This is a genomic window from Pseudomonadales bacterium, from assembly GCA_024234615.1.
GTDB lineage: Bacteria > Pseudomonadota > Gammaproteobacteria > Pseudomonadales > IMCC2047 > JAJFKB01.
Window position 1 is genome coordinate 12,688 of record JACKNY010000003.1, and the last position, 17,431, is coordinate 30,118.

The 17,431-nt window shown below is 46.5% G+C and carries 19 protein-coding genes; 8 read left to right on the top strand and 11 right to left on the bottom strand.

Features of this window, described 5'->3' with window-relative positions:
• Window positions 1-7: 7 nt before the first annotated feature.
• Window positions 8-400 (top strand): PilZ domain-containing protein, encoded by a 393-nt coding sequence (locus tag H6995_12695; GenBank protein MCP5215854.1) that lies wholly within the window; start codon window positions 8-10, stop codon window positions 398-400.
• Between the two features lie 110 nt (window positions 401-510).
• Entirely contained in the window at window positions 511-912 is a 402-nt protein-coding gene (locus tag H6995_12700; protein MCP5215855.1) for an RDD family protein, read from the top strand.
• A gap of 25 nt (window positions 913-937) precedes the next feature.
• Here H6995_12700 and H6995_12705 read toward each other — a convergent pair whose 3' ends face one another.
• From H6995_12705 to lptF, 3 genes are all read right to left on the bottom strand, one after another.
• Window positions 938-1,945 (bottom strand): GGDEF domain-containing protein, encoded by a 1,008-nt coding sequence (locus tag H6995_12705; GenBank protein MCP5215856.1) that lies wholly within the window; start codon window positions 1,943-1,945, stop codon window positions 938-940.
• A gap of 197 nt (window positions 1,946-2,142) precedes the next feature.
• Window positions 2,143-3,204 carry an LPS export ABC transporter permease LptG gene (gene lptG, locus H6995_12710; GenBank protein ID MCP5215857.1) on the bottom strand — a complete coding sequence of 354 codons (1,062 nt, stop codon included), beginning with the start codon at window positions 3,202-3,204 and terminating at the stop codon, window positions 2,143-2,145.
• Window position 3,205: 1 nt separating this feature from the next.
• The gene (gene lptF / locus H6995_12715) at window positions 3,206-4,309 is read right to left on the bottom strand and encodes an LPS export ABC transporter permease LptF (protein ID MCP5215858.1); all 1,104 of its coding nucleotides are present in this window, start codon (window positions 4,307-4,309) and stop codon (window positions 3,206-3,208) included.
• Window positions 4,310-4,449: 140 nt separating this feature from the next.
• Here lptF and H6995_12720 point away from each other — a divergent pair, with 140 nt between their 5' ends.
• From H6995_12720 to H6995_12740, 5 genes are all read left to right on the top strand, one after another.
• On the top strand, window positions 4,450-5,955 hold the full coding sequence (locus H6995_12720; GenBank protein MCP5215859.1) for a leucyl aminopeptidase: 1,506 nt from the start codon (window positions 4,450-4,452) through the stop codon (window positions 5,953-5,955).
• A 40-nt stretch (window positions 5,956-5,995) separates the two neighbouring features.
• The gene (locus tag H6995_12725; GenBank protein MCP5215860.1) at window positions 5,996-6,430 is read left to right on the top strand and encodes a DNA polymerase III subunit chi; all 435 of its coding nucleotides are present in this window, start codon (window positions 5,996-5,998) and stop codon (window positions 6,428-6,430) included.
• 106 nt (window positions 6,431-6,536) lie between these two features.
• The gene (locus tag H6995_12730) at window positions 6,537-9,311 is read left to right on the top strand and encodes a valine--tRNA ligase (GenBank protein MCP5215861.1); all 2,775 of its coding nucleotides are present in this window, start codon (window positions 6,537-6,539) and stop codon (window positions 9,309-9,311) included.
• A 166-nt stretch (window positions 9,312-9,477) separates the two neighbouring features.
• Window positions 9,478-9,690, top strand: a complete 213-nt coding sequence (locus H6995_12735) for a cold-shock protein (protein MCP5215862.1) — start codon at window positions 9,478-9,480, stop codon at window positions 9,688-9,690.
• Window positions 9,691-9,753: 63 nt separating this feature from the next.
• On the top strand, window positions 9,754-10,242 hold the full coding sequence (locus H6995_12740) for a YhcB family protein (protein MCP5215863.1): 489 nt from the start codon (window positions 9,754-9,756) through the stop codon (window positions 10,240-10,242).
• A gap of 12 nt (window positions 10,243-10,254) precedes the next feature.
• Here the strand turns inward: H6995_12740 and H6995_12745 are convergent, their stop codons facing one another.
• Entirely contained in the window at window positions 10,255-11,016 is a 762-nt protein-coding gene (locus H6995_12745) for a Nif3-like dinuclear metal center hexameric protein (protein MCP5215864.1), read from the bottom strand.
• A gap of 74 nt (window positions 11,017-11,090) precedes the next feature.
• Between H6995_12745 and H6995_12750 the strand changes: the two genes are divergently transcribed.
• Complete coding sequence (locus H6995_12750) at window positions 11,091-12,254, top strand: Do family serine endopeptidase (GenBank protein ID MCP5215865.1); 1,164 nt, start codon at window positions 11,091-11,093, stop codon at window positions 12,252-12,254.
• 44 nt (window positions 12,255-12,298) lie between these two features.
• Here H6995_12750 and hisD read toward each other — a convergent pair whose 3' ends face one another.
• The 7 genes from hisD to mlaD all read right to left on the bottom strand — a co-directional run bounded on the left by hisD (window position 12,299) and on the right by mlaD (window position 17,431).
• Window positions 12,299-13,609, bottom strand: a complete 1,311-nt coding sequence (gene hisD / locus H6995_12755) for a histidinol dehydrogenase (protein MCP5215866.1) — start codon at window positions 13,607-13,609, stop codon at window positions 12,299-12,301.
• A 1-nt stretch (window position 13,610) separates the two neighbouring features.
• Window positions 13,611-14,255 (bottom strand): ATP phosphoribosyltransferase, encoded by a 645-nt coding sequence (locus H6995_12760; GenBank protein MCP5215867.1) that lies wholly within the window; start codon window positions 14,253-14,255, stop codon window positions 13,611-13,613.
• Between the two features lie 48 nt (window positions 14,256-14,303).
• Window positions 14,304-15,566, bottom strand: a complete 1,263-nt coding sequence (murA, locus tag H6995_12765) for a UDP-N-acetylglucosamine 1-carboxyvinyltransferase (protein ID MCP5215868.1) — start codon at window positions 15,564-15,566, stop codon at window positions 14,304-14,306.
• Window positions 15,567-15,626: 60 nt separating this feature from the next.
• Window positions 15,627-15,863 carry a BolA family transcriptional regulator gene (locus tag H6995_12770; GenBank protein MCP5215869.1) on the bottom strand — a complete coding sequence of 79 codons (237 nt, stop codon included), beginning with the start codon at window positions 15,861-15,863 and terminating at the stop codon, window positions 15,627-15,629.
• Window positions 15,864-15,964: 101 nt separating this feature from the next.
• Window positions 15,965-16,267, bottom strand: coding sequence for an STAS domain-containing protein (locus tag H6995_12775; GenBank protein ID MCP5215870.1), 303 nt, complete (start codon window positions 16,265-16,267; stop codon window positions 15,965-15,967).
• Between the two features lie 16 nt (window positions 16,268-16,283).
• On the bottom strand, window positions 16,284-16,949 hold the full coding sequence (locus tag H6995_12780) for an ABC transporter substrate-binding protein (protein MCP5215871.1): 666 nt from the start codon (window positions 16,947-16,949) through the stop codon (window positions 16,284-16,286).
• Between the two features lie 23 nt (window positions 16,950-16,972).
• Complete coding sequence (gene mlaD / locus H6995_12785) at window positions 16,973-17,431, bottom strand: outer membrane lipid asymmetry maintenance protein MlaD (protein ID MCP5215872.1); 459 nt, start codon at window positions 17,429-17,431, stop codon at window positions 16,973-16,975.

Below are 17,431 nucleotides of genomic sequence, written 5' to 3' on the forward strand. Positions count from 1 at the left end.
CAGACAAATGATACCACCCGAAAAACAAATTGAACCCATCGCAAGTTATAGAGAACGCCGAAAGTATGTGCGCTATAACGAAGGAGCCATGCAGGTTTGGGTAAAGCGTCGCAGTCTACTGCGCGAATTTATCAAAGGCGAAGCAGTAGAGTGGCTTAACTTTAATCAGCATGGCATGGCGTTCGCTAGCAACATCCATCTCAACATCCATGAAGAAGTACTAATCAACCTCAAAATAGGTAATTTTTCAATTCATGCCCTTGTTGCGGTCATACATAACGCCAGACGACAAGCTGGCAAATACCGCTACGGCGTACAATTTAGTTTCGGCGCGAATAGCCATATGAAATCGCATGAAATCAAAGAATTGCTGTGCGCGGTTGAGCAATTATTGATCTAACCTAGCAAGTTAGTTGCGCTAACCATATGCTGTTTTGTTAGAATTATCGCATCTAACAGATAGTGGATTACCCTTTGAACGCAACTAATGAATTAATCAGTCCTAGCTTAATGCGGCGTTTAGCTGCCATTTTATACGACGCCCTATTAATCACCGCTCTTTGGATGATGACTGGCGGACTGCTGATGTTTATTAATAATAATCAGATAATCGAGTCACCCCTGCTGCCTTTGCTCTTACCCGTTCTAATTTTTGTATTTTTTACAAAATTTTGGATGAGTAATGGCCAAACTCTGGGGATGCAGACATGGAAAATTAAACTCGTTTCCATCGACGAAAGTCCGGTGAGCCTCAAACAAAGCGCAATACGCCTAATAGGTGCTGCCGTGTCATGGGCTTGCTTGGGTTTAGGCTATTGGTGGGCGATATTCGATAAGGACAGGTTAGCTTGGCATGACCGCTGGTCGGATACGAAATTAGTTATCGTTACGCCACAGATCGACCAGCGATGACTCTAATTACACATCAACCCCGCTCTTAATCGGCAAGCTTAACCTGATTCCGACCATTTTGTTTAGCGCTATAAAGTGCCTGATCGGCGCGATGGATCAAATTTTCTCTCGTTTCGCCAGGCTGCAACTGAGCGACACCTATTGATGCGCTGATATTATCAATATATTCGTCCAGTTGTTTAATCCGAATTTTCTCTATCCTGGCGCGAATCATTTCAGCCAAATGACTGGCTTCCTCCAGTGTTTTTTGCGTTACGATTACCGCAAATTCTTCCCCGCCATAGCGAGCCACTTGAATGTGCTCGGCCTTAAAGGAATCTAACAGCTGCCCTATTCCTGTCAGAATCCGGTCTCCCGTTAAATGCCCATAGGTGTCATTACATTTCTTAAAATGGTCAAGGTCGATTAATAATAGGCTCAACCTTGTATCCGAATCGGTCATTGCCCCGACTAATGCCCTATCAAAAGCACGGCGATTGCCAATTTTTGTAAGGCTATCAACAAAAGCACTTTTTTCGGTATCTTTCAATTGTTGCTTCAGTGATTCGATTTCTTGCTTCGCGGAGTCTATCTCTTTACTAAACTGTCGTGTTAAATGATCGACTGTTTCCGTATCTTGCATCAGCGAGACCAGCGTTTTTTCCATTTCCTTCGGATCCGTCTCATTTTTTAAATCATTTAGCCCTTTTTGCAGAGCTGTACCATATTCACGAGTGCCATCGGCTGTCCGTTTCGTACTCTCAAATAAATTTGTTAACAACGTCACCATCGCATCCTGCGCCGTTTCGTGACCAGGCATGTAGGATTTAACAAAATAATCAAAAAATAGTTCTTCGCTCTTCTCGGGTGCATACTGAGCATTGTTTGAGAAGCTAGAATCTAACGCCTGCTTCAAATTTTTATCTTTATTGGCAGCGTAAGCGTACCAGAGGGCGAAGTTACAGGGATTAGTAGGGATTTTGCGTTGCACCATCAGTGGGATAGCTTGCTTTAGCAATTCCGCCGCAGCTTGAGAGTCCTCTCTAAAATACATAACCTTCTTCTTTTTTTAACTTATTGTTTTAATTATACATATTTTATTATAAAAATAGTCAATGAGCTTTTCGCAAAAATTATTTTGCGTCGCTTAATCGATGCTCAATTGTGATTAATTTTTTGACAAACGCCACTCAACAAAAGTAAGCAATTACAAGAATTATGTGTAAGCCATTTCCTACTCTAACCAAGATATTACCCAACTCTTTTTAACAGCACCAAGGCAAGCACGAAAAAAAGCAAAATGGGAATCAGGCTTGCGAAGATCGGATCAAACCCAAATACGATACTAGCTGGGCCCAAAAAATCTTCGACATATTTAAAGAGCAACCCCAAAATCACACCCGAAAATATACGAAAACCCATAGTAACCGAGCGAAGTGGACCGAAAATACAGGACAGCGCCACTAACACCATCACCACCGTCGCCAAGGGTTGCAGTATTTTTTTCCAATAGGCAAGGAGGTATTTTTTTGCATTTAAACCCTGCTCCACTAAATACAAACTGTAGGTGTGCAGCCCTTGAATTGATAAGTCTTCCGGCTTAACGACAACAACTTTAAGCACCTCTGGTGTCAATTCGGTATCCCAACGCATCGTTGCTAACTCCAGCTTTTGCGCTTGATCATCTTCAATTTTTGTCAACGTGATATTTTGTAATACCCAATGATTCCCCTGAAAAATCGCCTTACGCGCAAAACTTGACTGTTTTAGCTTGCGCTGCTCATCAAACTCATATTGAGTTACCCCGTAGAGCACACCACCAGGCAACACCGCATTAAAGTACATGTAGATATTCCCTTCACGATGCCAGTAGCCATGCTTAGACTTCAGCGCCTCATTTCCGCTCTGTGCCAACGCCCTCTGACTCTGTGCATAGGTTTCTGTATAAGGCACAACGAACTCGCCAATGAGCAATCCTAAACAGACAAAGACCAATGCGGGTTTGATTACCGCATAGGAAATCCGCATCACTGACATTCCCGCAGCGCGCATCACTGTTAATTCGCTATGGTTAGCCAACGAACCTAAACCGAGCAGACATCCAATCAACACCGATAGCGAAATAAACTCATAAAAACGCTTAGGAATAGTTGCCAGTACATATTGCAAAGCCTCCGTGGATTGATAGTTACTTTCTAAATTTTGCAGCTCATCAATGAGCGCAAACAAAACATCCAGACCGACCACGACGACAACTACCAAAAGAATCGATGCGATAACCACTTTACCAATATAACGATCTAATAACCCCACCCTAACCCCTCGACCTTTTAAACCAAGCTAGTTTTTGATGTAGGCTCCCCACCAGGACAATACCTATTGCTAAAAATAGAAGGTGTACCCAAATTAAGCCCAACTGTGGCGATACCTTACCATCCTCAATAGCAGTACGCGTTGTACTCAACAGTACCAAATAACCCATATAAAGAAAGATAGAGGGTAGCAACCTCAACCAACGGCCCTGACGGGGGTTAACTCTACTCAAGGGGATCGCAATTAGCGTGATGATAGGTACCAGCAGAGGCAAGGAAATCCGCCATTGCAACTGGGCAATATCTTGTGGGTTTTCAGAGTTAATTAATTCTCTGGTTGGCTTTAACTCAGCTTTAACCCGCGCCGCTCGCTCCGCTGGTCTGGGAATTTTGACCCCATATTTTTCATATTGGGTGATCCGATATTCCGGATCACCTGGATTACCATCATAGCGGTAACCATTTTCCAATAACAAAAAATGGCTACCTGTTGCTGCATCAATATATTGGGAGCCGGACTTAGCCACTAATAAAATGAGCTCTGTTTTTTTCCCTGGCTTCTTTTCCGTCCGCTGAGAAATAAACACGTTTTCCATACGTTTTCTTTTATCGGTGAGCTTCTCAGTATAAGTAACCCGCCCACCCGTGCCTAACTCCTGAAAACGTCCGGGAATCAACGTATCAAATTCTGTACGCGAGTCCTGAGCACGAAAAATTTCATCCACCTTCCGAGTTCCCCAAGGGCTCAACTCAAGGCTTAATAAGCCTACCAGAAGCATCACGAACAAAGCAGGAATCATGGTATAGATAACTAGGCGTTTAGTACTCATACCACAGGCCGAGAGCACTGTCATTTCGCTATCAAGATAGAGTCGGCCATAGGACATAAGAATTCCCAAAAACAAGCCCAGCGGCAGGATCAACTCCAGAAAGCTGGGCATCTTATAGCCTATCAAGGAGAAGAGCACATCCACTGAAAGCTCACCAGCAGCTGCTTCAGCCAGGTACTTGATGAAACGACCACTCATGATGATCAGCAGCAAAACAGCTGTCACAGCGAGCAGGGTCACCACAACATTTTTGGCGAGATAACGGAAAATAATCAAGGTATGTTATACGTCTCTGTCGGGTGCTGGAAAAGTTTTACATTCTATAACGCTTCTTTTCGTGTTGCGAACTGGTAATCAGGAAATAAATGCGTAAACTGCTTAATTCTCAGGCGATAGAATGACTTTCAGAGGACAGAATGCAATATAAAATTAAGTTTGGTAGCCCTGAAAAAATAACCACTGGCTGCCTAGTTGTTTCCGTTTCGGGTAGCGTCAAGCTTTCCCCCTCCGCTAAGATTTTGGATCAAGCAAGTAACGGCGTTTTAAGAAAGCTGATCAAACGTGGGGATCTTGGCAGCAAAGAAGGTAAAACTCTGCTGCTCCACGATATTCCGAATGTTAAAGCTCAGCGTATACTACTGGTTCAGTGTGGCGACCAAAAGGCTTTTAATGATAGAAAATTCGACAAAATTATAAAAGCCAGCCTTACCGCCATCAAAGACAGCGGCACAAAAGACGCAACCTTTTTACTGGAAGAACTAGTGCTACCGAAACACGATCTGGAATGGAAAACCACGCAAGCTGTCATGCTCTGCGAAGACGCCATGTACCAATTCACACAGTTAAAAAGCAAAAAGGCGGATAAGCCTGCTAAGTTGTCCAGTATCTATTTAGCACTTTCAGACCGACAACAATCTGAAGCAGCGCAAACAGCAATAAAAACTGGCGCGGCCATCGCCGAGGGTAAACAGCTCGCAAAAACCTTAGGTAATTTGCCCGGCAATATTTGCACACCCAGCTATTTGGCCGAGCAAGCAAAAGCACTGGCGCAATCCCACAAAAAAATCACCACCAGCGTAATCGAAGAAAAACAAATGAAAGAGTTGGGGATGGGCGCATTACTATCCGTCGCCGCAGGCAGTGAAGAACCAGCAAAACTAATCGTCATGAATTATAAAGGTGGCAAAAAAGATGAGGCTCCTCAGGTGCTGGTCGGCAAAGGCATCACCTTTGATACTGGCGGAATTAGTTTGAAACCTGGCGCCGCCATGGACGAAATGAAATTTGATATGTGTGGCGCCGCGAGTGTGTTCGGTACCCTTTTAGCGGTCGCCGAACTTGAATTACCGCTCAATGTTATCGGCATCGTTGCCGCCGCCGAAAACATGCCGGACGGACGCGCCACCAAACCGGGCGATGTCGTCACCTCGCTCTCAGGTCAAACCATTGAAATTCTCAATACTGATGCCGAAGGCCGCCTCGTCTTATGCGATGCGCTCACCTATGCCGACATATTTAATCCAGCCGCCGTCATCGATATTGCAACCTTGACTGGCGCCTGCGTGATCGCCCTAGGACACCACGCCACAGGCCTTTTTGCCAACCAAGATAGCCTCGCAGTTGAATTGCTTCGCGCCGGCAATGAAACCAATGATCGCGCCTGGCATATGCCGCTGTGGGATGATTATCAGGATCAACTTGATAGCAATTTTGCCGATATGGGCAACGTCGGAGGACGTTCCGCTGGCAGCATCACCGCCGCCTGTTTCCTTTCCCGTTTTACTAAGGATCAGCGCTGGGCACACTTGGATATCGCTGGTGTTGCCTGGGACACTGGAAAAAATAAAGGCGCAACGGGGCGACCCGTCCCCCTGTTGACTCAATACTTGATTGATCGCGCCGAAGAAGCGCAAGCAGATTAGCGCGTAGAATATAACTCCACGACCTCGATTGATACTGAGCATGACCCGCATCGATTTTTATATTTTAGCCAGTAGCGAAGCGCAAGAGCGTGTACAGTTCGCCTGCCGACTGATCGAAAAGGCCTACAAGCTTGGTCGACAACTCTATGTCCATACCGATGATGAGCAGACAACTGCGAGTATCGACGACGCCTTGTGGCAGTACCGTGCTGACAGTTTTATTCCGCACCAGCGTATTGATCAACAACCTGCAACGCCCGCTCCTATTGAAATAGGCCATCAACATGACCCTAAACAGCACCAGGACATACTGATTAATTTGGCACACGAAACACCTGCTTTTTTTAGCCGTTTTGAGCGTGTCGCAGAGCTGGTGTTGCAACAGCCAGAATCGTTGGCAGCCTCGCGTAAAAGCTATGCCTTTTATCGTGACCGCGGTTATCCGATGAAAACTCACGATATGCGAAAAAAGTAGCAGGAATGTCCTCTCGCTCCACAGCGATGATTCCCCCTCTCGGAGGAGCATTGTATAATCCCCGATCTTTTGCCCTCTAATCATTGAACGAGTTTTACTACCTCTCATGGAAAAAACCTATCAGCCTGCACAGATAGAATCGAACTGGTACCAGTCTTGGGAAGCCAGCGGTTACTTTAAACCTTCCGGCAAAGGGGAACCCTACTGCATCATGATCCCGCCACCCAATGTGACTGGCAACCTGCATATGGGTCATGGGTTTCAGGAAGCTATCATGGATGGTCTGATTCGTTATCATCGTATGAAGGGTGATAACACTTTATGGCAAGTCGGCACCGATCACGCCGGCATTGCGACTCAAATGGTGGTAGAACGACAGCTCGACGCACAAGGTATCTCTCGCCATGATTTAGGGCGCGAAGAATTCATTAAGAAGGTTTGGGAGTGGAAAGCGGAGTCGGGCGGCAATATTACACAGCAATTACGCCGTCTCGGAGCATCACCAGATTGGTCACGCGAACGTTTCACCATGGACGATGGTTTTTATCAAGCAGTACAGGAAGTTTTCGTTCGGCTCTACGAAGAAGGCTTGATTTACCGCGGTAACCGCCTAGTTAACTGGGATCCAAAGCTGCACACAGCTATTTCAGATCTCGAAGTTATTTCCGAAGAAGAAAAAGGCAACCTCTGGCATTTCCGTTATCCCTTAACGGATGGCTCTGACTACCTTACCGTCGCGACGACAAGACCGGAAACAATGCTGGGTGATACTGCTGTCGCCGTACACCCAGAAGATAAACGCTACCAAAAATTAATCGGCAAAACTATCAGCCTGCCTTTAGCCAATCGCACAATTCCCATTATCGCCGATGATTATGTGGATATGACCTTCGGCACAGGCTGTGTAAAAATTACACCGGCACACGATTTTAATGATTATGAAGTGGGTGAACGCCACCAATTACCCAAAATTAATATCTTTAACGATGACGCTCAGATTAATAGTAATGGCCCAGAAGCCTACCAAGGCCTGGATCGCTTCGCGGCGCGCAAAAAAATCGTTGCCGATCTTGATGCACTAGGATTGCTAGAAAAGGTCGATGATCATACTTTAAAAGTGCCACGTGGCGATCGCAGTGGTGTAGTCATTGAGCCTTACCTAACCAACCAGTGGTATGTCAGCACCAAACCGCTGGCCGAAAAAGCCATCCAAGCCGTTGAAGATGGGAGCATCAAATTCGTCCCACAACAATATGAAAATATGTACTTTTCATGGATGCGCGATATACAGGATTGGTGTATTTCACGTCAGCTCTGGTGGGGACATCGTATTCCTGCCTGGTACGATGATAGCGGCAACCTCTATGTAGGTCGGTCAGAACAGGAGATCCGCAACAAGCACCAGATTTCCGATGAGATCATCCTCAAGCAGGATGAGGACGTGCTGGACACTTGGTTTTCCTCAGGGCTTTGGACTTTTGGCACACTGGGTTGGCCAGAACAAACCGAAGAATTACAGCTCTTTCATCCTACCGATGTTCTGGTCACCGGATTTGATATCATCTTTTTCTGGGTAGCACGCATGATTATGCTAACGCTGCACTTTACACAAGATATTCCATTCCATACCGTCTATGTACATGGCCTTGTACGCGACAGCCATGGCCAGAAAATGTCGAAATCCAAAGGTAACGTACTTGACCCTATCGATCTCATCGATGGTATTGAGCTGGAGACACTGGTCAAAAAACGCACCGCTGGCATGATGGTGCCAAACCTGCGAGAAAAGATTGAAAAACAAACCCGCGCTGACTTCCCCGCAGGCATTAACGCATATGGTACCGATGCGTTGCGCTTTACCTATTACTCACTCGCTTCTACCGGAAGAGATATTAATTTTGATGTTGGTCGAATTGAAGGCTTCCGCAATTTTTGCAATAAAATTTGGAACGCCACTCGTTATGTCCTGATGAACACGGAAGAACAGGATTGCGGACAGGATAACTCCGAGGACTACCAATTATCTCTAGTTGACCGCTGGATCATTTCTCGACTGCAAGAGGCCGAGCAAGCGGTCATTGACGGAATTGAAAATTATCGCTTCGATCTTGCTTCGCAAGCACTCTACAACTTTGTTTGGAATGAATACTGCGACTGGTATCTGGAATTATCCAAACCAGTGCTCTGGGACGACCAAGCCAGCGCCGCACAAAAGAAAGGTACCCGCCGCACTTTGATTCGGGTGTTGGAAGCGACAATGCGACTCGCTCATCCAATGATGCCCTTTATCACCGAGGAAATCTGGCAGAAAATTAAAGGGCTCGCGGGCAAACAGGGCGACACTATCATGCTGCAAAGCTATCCCAGACCCAATCAAGCCAGCCTCGATCCAGAGGCTATCAATGATGTCGAATGGATAAAGGGCGTTGTTGCCGGACTTCGCAATATTCGAGGAGAAATGAATATTTCTCCTGCCAAGCCAATCCCAGTCCTGCTCAAAAATACGTCTGCGGCCGACCGAAAAAGATTGGAGCAAAACCACCAGTTTCTCATTAAATTAGCAAAATTAGACAGTATCGAGTTGTTACCCCTAGATCAAAAACCACCCATGTCCGCAATTCAGCTCGTCGATGACATGGAGTTGCTCGTCCCTATGCAAGACTTAATCGATGTTACTGCAGAATTAGCGCGGCTAAACAAGGAAGCGAGCAAATTGGATGCTGAGTTGGCTCGTATCAGTGGCAAACTTAAAAACTCTAATTTTATTGATAAAGCACCGCAAACCGTCGTAGAAAAAGAGCAGGCCAAGCTCGCCGAACAGCAACTGGCTAGAGATAAAATTGGCACACAAATCGCCGAGCTTAAAACCCTAAAAAGCTAATTTTTTCTTTAAAATGAAACGCCTAGAATGTTGAAAATTTGAGATAAGTCAGTTGTCAACCAGATTTCTCTATATATAATGCGAACTAGCTTGTGCTGTGAGCAGGGGAAAACTTGCAGATTAGCTGAACGTACAACAATTAAAATAGGTGTTCGAGGAAAAGAGTATGGCAGAGCGTGAAGTAGGTACCGTCAAGTGGTTTAACAATGCTAAGGGGTACGGTTTTATTGAGCGTGAAGACGGTCAAGATGTATTCGTACATTATCGCGCTATTACCGGCGAAGGCTACCGTAAATTGCTTGATGGTCAACGGGTAGAGTACACTGTGGTTGAAGGTCAAAAAGGACTTCAAGCAGAGGACGTTTCTCCTACGGCATAAGTTATGCCGCCGACTAACATGGAGCGGCATCCAAGTTGTATGTAACACCACTCGGGAGTTGATGTGGATTATTTTAGCGCAGGCTGGTTACTTGCACTGGTTGCCTTCTTCGTGGGCGCTGGTGTAGGATTTTTTATCTATAAAATAAAGTATTCTGATGATGCTCGTTCTGAAAAATTGCAAGAAGAGCTAACACGGGTCACTGAGGATTTCGAAAACTATAAACAAAGTGTCACTGAACACTTTAGCAAAACCTCGGAGTTGGTCAATAATCTGACTGAAGATTATGTGAAGGTGTACAAACACTTGGCGACAAGTGCAGAAACTCTCACAGACGTTCAAATAACACCTCAACTTAACTCACCAAAATCCAGCCCTATGGTTGCTTTTATCAACGATGTCGAAGATGCCTCCGGTAACACTGATAAAACCGACTCTATCGAGCCGCCAAAAGATTACGCGCCCAAAGAAGACACCTCAGAAGGCACTTTATCGGAATCCTATAGTGTCGGTGTAAAAAAAACAGATACACCTAAAAAAGAGTCTGCCTAAACTCACTATCCACTAAACCGGGTTATCAATGTCGATGAAATGGTGTTCGACTTCCAGTTCTCTGGCAAGCCGCTCACCTAAAGCCTGCACTCCAAAGCGTTCTGTTGCATGATGCCCCGCCGCGAAAAAATGTAGTCCCGTTTCCCTCGCCACATGGGTGGTCGGTTCAGAAGCTTCGCCGGTGAGATACGCATCCACCTGTCGCTGGCTGGCTTTTCCAATAAAGCCCTGAGCGGCACCGGTACACCAAGCAATAGTTTCAATAATTTTTTTCTTACCCGGAATATATAAAGGTGCTCGCCTAAGCGTGCTTTGCAGGTGTTGAGCAAACTGCTCTCCTGTCATCGGAGAAGGCAATTCACCCACCAAACCGATACTGTATTCTGCATCCGTTTCCATTGCGCCTGTCACTTTGAGGTTCAACACTTTAGCCAAACAGATGTTATTACCAAATTCTGGTTGCGCATCCAGCGGTAAGTGGTAGGCCAACAGGTTAATATCATGCTTTAACAGCAACGCCAATCGGCTGCGTAACATTCCCCTTATACAAGGGTCTTCTCCCTTCCAAAAATAACCGTGGTGCACCAGAACAGCATCTGCCTTTTTAGCTATTGCCGCCTCTAGCAAGGCCTGACTAGCCGTCACTCCGGTTACTATTGTTGATATTTGCTCGCATCCTTGAACTTGCAGCCCATTGGGGCAATAGTCTTGAAATCTCGACGGTTGCATCAGCCTATCACACAGCGTCAGCAGATCGGAAAGTTGAGCTGTCATTTAAATTACCTTTATTTCAATCGATAGCATGCCATAATAGAGCACTTTGAAGATGGAACCACTGCTAATCCGCTATGAATCAGCTACTTCGACTTGTGCTATGGCCTGCTTTTGCCGGCATTATCATTGCCGTTATTATATTGCGCTTTTTTCCCAACCAACTGGAAAAATTAAATCCGACTGTTGCGGTGGGTTTAAACGCTCCTTTGGAGGAAGCCAGCAGCTCTGTAAAACCTTCGTTTGGTCCAGCTTCCTACGCTGCAGCAGTAAGCAAAGCTACCCCGGCAGTAGTCAACATTTATACCACTAAAATAGTCCAGAGCAAACCGCACCCCTTATTTGACGACCCCTTCTTTCGTCAGTTTTTTGGTAAAGGCAATGTTCCAAAACGCCAGCGCATGCAGTCTAGCCTGGGATCAGGCGTAATTATCAGTGCAGACGGCTACGTCATCACAAACAATCACGTTGTCGCTAATGCCGATGAAATTGTGGTCGCTCTTCAGGATGGCCGAGAGAGTTTTGCTAAAGTTGTCGGCACTGACCCGGAAACTGATATTGCCGTATTAAAAATAGATCTCCAGGAGTTACCGATAATCACCCTGACGTCATCTGACGAAATTTCCGTCGGTGATGTAGTTTTAGCGATTGGGAATCCTTTTGGTGTAGGCCAGACTGTTACTATGGGTATTGTCAGTGCGACAGGCCGTAATCAATTGGGACTGACTACCTTTGAGGATTTTATCCAAACCGATGCCGCAATTAATCCCGGCAACTCTGGTGGCGCGTTAATTAACGCCTACGGTAATCTTATCGGTATTAATACCGCAATTTTTTCCAAATCCGGGGGTTCGCAAGGGATTGGTTTTGCTATTCCTTCTGAGCTGGTCGAACAAATTATGCTAGAAATTATCGAGCACGGTAGTGTCATTCGCGGTTGGCTCGGAATTGAGGTGCAACAGCTTACACCGGCACTCGCCAGCTCATTTGGCCTGGAAAAAGCTTTTGGCGTTTTGGTAGCTGGCGTTCACCGCAACGGCCCGGCCCATCAGGCAGGACTCCAGCCCGGGGACATTCTGCTCGAAGTGGACCAGCAACCAGTTCTGAATGGTCGAGCGGTAATGAATCAAATCACCCAAGCTAAGCCCGGCAGCAAAATCAGTATTAGCGTGCTGCGCAATGGTGAACTCAAACAAATTGAAGCTATCATTGCCAGACGTGCGCCGACGGGTGAACACTAGCGATTATCCTCGTCGGCCGTCTACCTAACACATCATCAAAAGTGTTACTTTTTCTTAATTCGATATTCCGCAGATCTGGCATGCGCAATCAGTCCCTCGGCTCGCGCCAAGATTGCAGCGGTAACACCCAAGTCAGAAGCCCCCTGCTCTGAGCACCTAATAATGGATGATCGTTTCTGAAAATCGTAAACACCAAGCGGTGAAGAAAACCTCGCGGTAGAGGACGTTGGTAAAACATGATTTGGGCCAGCGCAATAGTCACCCAGCGCCTCAGCGGTATAGCGTCCCATAAAAATTGCGCCGGCATTACGGATAGCCGGCAATAAAGTCTGAGGGTCAGACACCGACAGCTCCAAATGTTCTGGCGCTATGCGATTGCTAATCATCACCGCTTCATCCATATCCTTCACTTTAATCAATGCGCCACGTCGCTCCAATGATGTGCGTACCATTTGCGCACGCTCCATCGACTTCAATTCCCGAGTCATGCTTGCTTGTACGGCATCGAGAAAATCTGCATCCGGCGAAATGAGAATCGACTGTGCGCTCTCGTCATGTTCAGCCTGTGAGAACAAATCCATCGCAATCCAATCAGGGTCCGTTTGCCCATCGCATAGCACTAGTATTTCCGACGGCCCTGCGATCATGTCAATGCCAACAACGCCAAACACCTGTTTCTTCGCCGTTGCCACATAAATATTACCTGGGCCGACGATTTTATCGACCCGCGGCACTGTAGCGGTACCATAAGCTAATGCAGCAACCGCCTGTGCACCACCGATGCTAAATATCTGGTCGACCCCAGCAATAGCCGCCGCCGCCAGCACTATATCGTTGAGGGCTCCCCCTGGCGTCGGCGCTACCATGATAATCTCATCAACCCCAGCAACTTTTGCCGGAATTGCATTCATCAGCACCGTCGAGGGATATGCCGCTTTACCACCGGGAACGTATATACCAACGCGCTGTAGCGCCGTGATCTGTTGCCCCAGCAAAGTGCCATCCGCCTCTTCAAATTGCCAGGAGGAGAGCTTTTGATGTTCGTGATATTGCCGAATTCTCTGCGCCGCCAGCTCAAGCGCCTGTCGCTGCTCCGGCTCAATTTTTTCTAAAGCCTGCTGGACTCGTTCGCCATCCACTTTGAGCTGCGCAACCGTTGTAGCATTAACCGCATCAAACTGATTGGTGTAAGCCAGTAGCGCTTCATCGCCTTGCTGTCGAACTCTTTGAATAATCTCGGTGACGATATTAACGACCCCTTGATCTGAAACCTCATCCCAGGCCAACAGGCGATCTAACTGTTGCTGAAAGTCAGTCTGACTTGAATCCAAACGAGAAATATTTAATGCTGTCATACTATTTCCCAGAGGCTCTCGCCACCGCCGTTTCCAGGTCTTTGATGATGGGCTGAATCAGGGCGTGTTTCATCTTCATTGAGGCTCTACAGACTACCAAGCGCGCGCTGACTTGCGCAATCAATTCCAATGGTTCCAAACCATTCGCCGTCAATGTCCGTCCGGTATCGACGATATCGACGATACGATCCGCTAAACCCAATATCGGCGCTAATTCCATCGCACCGTAGAGTTTTATAATATCTACCTGCCGACCTTGATTGGCATAAAAGCGCTTGGTAATTTCAACGAACTTCGTGGCAATGCGCAAACGGCCGGTCGGCTCTGACTCACCAACACGGCCAGCAGTCATCAAACGGCACTTGGAAATATTTAAATCCAACGGTTCATACAGACCTTGGCCACCGTACTCCATCAGCACATCTTTACCCGATACACCGATGTCCGCCGCACCAAAAGCGACGTATGTGGGCACATCGGTGGCACGTATCACCACCAACTTAATCTCTGCTCGATTAGTTGCGAAAATCAATTTGCGACTGGCGTGAATATCCTCGACCGGCTCAATCCCGGCTTCACGTAGCAGTGGAATAGTTTCGTCCAATATACGCCCTTTCGAAAGGGCGATGGTTAGCTGTTGAGTCATTACTGGAAAAATTTCACTTTAAAATAGAAAATCTGCAACTAGAGGCAACTAAGCTGGTACACGCCGAATGGTCGCACCTAAGATTTGTAACTTTTCTTCAATACATTCGTAGCCACGATCAATATGATAGATACGGTCTACCTGCGTATCACCTTCGGCAACTAAACCGGCAATCACCAAGCTCGCGGATGCTCTCAAATCTGTCGCCATCACTGGTGCTGCTTTAAGCTTCAGGACACCCGTGACAATTGCGGTATTGCTCTCTAATAAAATACTGGCGCCCATGCGGATCATTTCATGTACATGCATAAACCGATTTTCAAAAACCGATTCCGTAATCGTGCCGGTACCCGAAGCAACCGAATTCAAGGCAATGAATTGCGCCTGCATATCCGTCGGGAAGGCCGGATAGGGTGCTGTATGCACGTTAACCGCCTTCAGTTTTCGACCTGTCATATCCAGCTCAATCCAATCATCACCAGTCTCAATGCTGGCACCTGCTTCCCGCAATTTCACTAAAATTGCTTCCACGATATCGGGCCGAGTATCCTTCACTCGAACACGGCCACGTGTTGCTGCCGCTGCGACGAGATAGGTGCCAGTCTCAATTCGATCAGGCAAAACGGAGTACTGGCAGCCATGCAGTTTTTTTACGCCATTAATTACAATGGTATCGGTGCCCGCACCACGGATATCCGCTCCCATTTTGATCAGGCATTCAGCCAGATCCACTACCTCTGGCTCTCGCGCCGCATTTTCAAGAATGGTTTTCCCTTCCGCTAAAGTGGCCGCCATCATAATATTTTCTGTACCGGTTACCGTGACAGTGTCAAAAAATACGCGAGCGCCCTTCAGCCGACCATCGACAGTTGCTTTTATATAACCATCTTCGACAACAATTTTTGCACCCATCGCTTCAAGACCACGAATATGCAAATCGACCGGACGGCTACCGATGGCACAACCACCGGGCAGGGATACTTCCGCCTGACCAAAATGAGTTAGCATGGGGCCCAGCACCAGGATGGAGGCGCGCATTGTTTTCACGAGTTCATAGGGTGCACTGTAATGCTTGATAGTGCCACCATTGACTTCAACATTCATTTTTTCGTCAAGCGTCGCTTCAACACCCATGACGCCCAAGAGTTCAATCATGGTGGTAATATCGTGCAAATGCGGTAGATTACCCAATAAAAGCGGTTCGTCAGTAAGTAGGCTTGCCGCCAAAATAGGTAACGCTGAGTTTTTGGCACCGGAAATACGGATCTCCCCCTGCAAGGGCTTACCGCCTTTAATTATCAGTCTATCCATCTTTATTTCCAGCGCCGCAATTTAAATACCAATAAATACAAGAGTCTAATCATGGGCAACTTATTGAGCAGCCCACTCGTCAGGCGTGAAGGTTTTGATCACCAAAGCATGAATTGAGCCGTCAGCAATCTTATCGTTCAATACGCCATAGATGAGCTGCTGCTTTTTTACCGCATTCAGGCTTTCAAAGACCGCACCAATAGCAACCACCTGAAAATGACTACCATCTCCGCTCACCTCAAACTGACAATCCGGCAACTGTATTTCCAGCTGCGCTTTTACTTCCTCTGGTTGCATAAAAAGCCCTATTTTTATCTTTACAATCAAAGCCGCTAAAGTAACAAATCCAGGATAGTTTGGCGACTTTAACCTAGTTTAAAATTGTCGCCGCTTAGTTTTTAGCCAGCCGCGATGGGAAGGATTTGATCTATGCCGCTGACCCGGGCAACACCATACAGATCATCTGGCAAATGAGAAAACACTAGTTTAATTTCATTTTCAGAAGCATAGCGCAACCAACTAAGTAATAACGAAACGGCTGCGCTGCCAGCGCGGGTTACTCCGGCAAGGCTGATCTCAACGTTCGACTCCGTTTTGTCCAATAAATTGACGCCCTGCTCTTTAATTGCCACCACGTCAGCAAACCCAAGATCACCGGAAACCTTGAGACAGTGCGGCGAAACCAACTCAATCGTTGTCATTAAAACGTCGTCCTGTTCATTCGTTAGAGTTAACCTTTGAGGTCCAATCGGTAATGACAAGATCGATATCGTTTTTGTTCTCTTTCATCAAACGGGAAAATTGATTGCGGTAGGTTAAGCCAATATTGATCCCGTTTACGATAACGTTCTCCATCTTCCAAGCGTTGGTCTTGTCCAGATACATGGAGTAGCTAATAGGGAATATTGCTCCGCCTTGGTCGCGCACCTCAATATCTACCTTTTGCTTGTCACCTCTTTTTTCAGCGTTTTTTGGCGGATCCAGCACCACGACCTTTTGATTATCAAACTCCAGCAGTCCCTTCGCATATATCTTTAACAAGCTTTCTTTAAATACTTCAACAAATTTTTCCCTCTGGTCGACGGTAGCCGACTTGTAATATTTTGCCATCACTCGTCTGGCAATTCGCTCGAAATCAATCACTGGGTCGAGCAAATCCTGTATTTCATCAAAAAAAATCTGATTGTCCTGGATGTAAATTTCACGTTTTGCGACTATCCGTTGAAGCAGTTCATCTGTCGTCGTTTGCACTAACTCAAATGCTGCCTGATTTGGTGCGGGCGCCATAGCTGACACTGCCGCCGCCGACCACCAAATGAGTATTCCACCGAAGAAATGTACTAAAACTCGCATACTATCTCCTGCTTTTTTATTGCGCATCATCAGCCTTTAGTCCTGCCCGAGTGCTACTCGTTCACCTTATTAAATAAAAACTGTCCGATCAAATCCTCCAGTACTAATGCTGACTGGGTATCTTCTATCATGGCTCCGTCTTCCAACAATTCCTCATCCGCACCCGAGATTAGACCAATGTACTTCTCACCCAACAATCCTGCCGTCAGAATTGCTGCTGTGGTATCAGCCGTAAAATTATCGTAGTCGGCGTTAATCGCCATTTCAACCACACCGGAAAAAGTTTCTTTATTCAAGGTGATATTCACGACTCGTCCCACCGTCACCCCAGCGACAGTTACTTTCGAACGTTCCGTCAGTCCACCAATATTTTCGAAACTGGCATAAAGGGTATAGCTGCCCTTTTCAGGCGCCCAACTCAAACCACTGACCTGCAACGCCAATACGGCCAACGATGCGAAGCCCATTAACATAAATAAACCCACACTTAATTCCAAGGTTTTCATCCGCAT

Bases quoted from the DNA above. Each gene is read 5' to 3' on its own strand.
- H6995_12770 (MCP5215869.1), bottom strand. From the start codon at position 15,863: ATGCAACCAGAGGAAGTAAAAGCGCAGCTGGAAATACAGTTGCCGGAT.
- H6995_12720 (MCP5215859.1), top strand. From the start codon at position 4,450: ATGCAATATAAAATTAAGTTTGGTAGCCCTGAAAAAATAACCACTGGC.
- H6995_12745 (MCP5215864.1), bottom strand. From the start codon at position 11,016: ATGACAGCTCAACTTTCCGATCTGCTGACGCTGTGTGATAGGCTGATG.
- H6995_12750 (MCP5215865.1), top strand. From the start codon at position 11,091: ATGAATCAGCTACTTCGACTTGTGCTATGGCCTGCTTTTGCCGGCATT.
- H6995_12760 (MCP5215867.1), bottom strand. From the start codon at position 14,255: ATGACTCAACAGCTAACCATCGCCCTTTCGAAAGGGCGTATATTGGAC.
- murA (MCP5215868.1), bottom strand. From the start codon at position 15,566: ATGGATAGACTGATAATTAAAGGCGGTAAGCCCTTGCAGGGGGAGATC.
- H6995_12735 (MCP5215862.1), top strand. From the start codon at position 9,478: ATGGCAGAGCGTGAAGTAGGTACCGTCAAGTGGTTTAACAATGCTAAG.
- H6995_12695 (MCP5215854.1), top strand. From the start codon at position 8: ATGATACCACCCGAAAAACAAATTGAACCCATCGCAAGTTATAGAGAA.
- H6995_12780 (MCP5215871.1), bottom strand. From the start codon at position 16,949: ATGATGCGCAATAAAAAAGCAGGAGATAGTATGCGAGTTTTAGTACAT.
- H6995_12705 (MCP5215856.1), bottom strand. From the start codon at position 1,945: ATGTATTTTAGAGAGGACTCTCAAGCTGCGGCGGAATTGCTAAAGCAA.
- H6995_12725 (MCP5215860.1), top strand. From the start codon at position 5,996: ATGACCCGCATCGATTTTTATATTTTAGCCAGTAGCGAAGCGCAAGAG.
- H6995_12730 (MCP5215861.1), top strand. From the start codon at position 6,537: ATGGAAAAAACCTATCAGCCTGCACAGATAGAATCGAACTGGTACCAG.
- H6995_12775 (MCP5215870.1), bottom strand. From the start codon at position 16,267: ATGACAACGATTGAGTTGGTTTCGCCGCACTGTCTCAAGGTTTCCGGT.
- H6995_12700 (MCP5215855.1), top strand. From the start codon at position 511: ATGCGGCGTTTAGCTGCCATTTTATACGACGCCCTATTAATCACCGCT.
- mlaD (MCP5215872.1), bottom strand. From the start codon at position 17,431: ATGCGGATGAAAACCTTGGAATTAAGTGTGGGTTTATTTATGTTAATG.
- hisD (MCP5215866.1), bottom strand. From the start codon at position 13,609: ATGACAGCATTAAATATTTCTCGTTTGGATTCAAGTCAGACTGACTTT.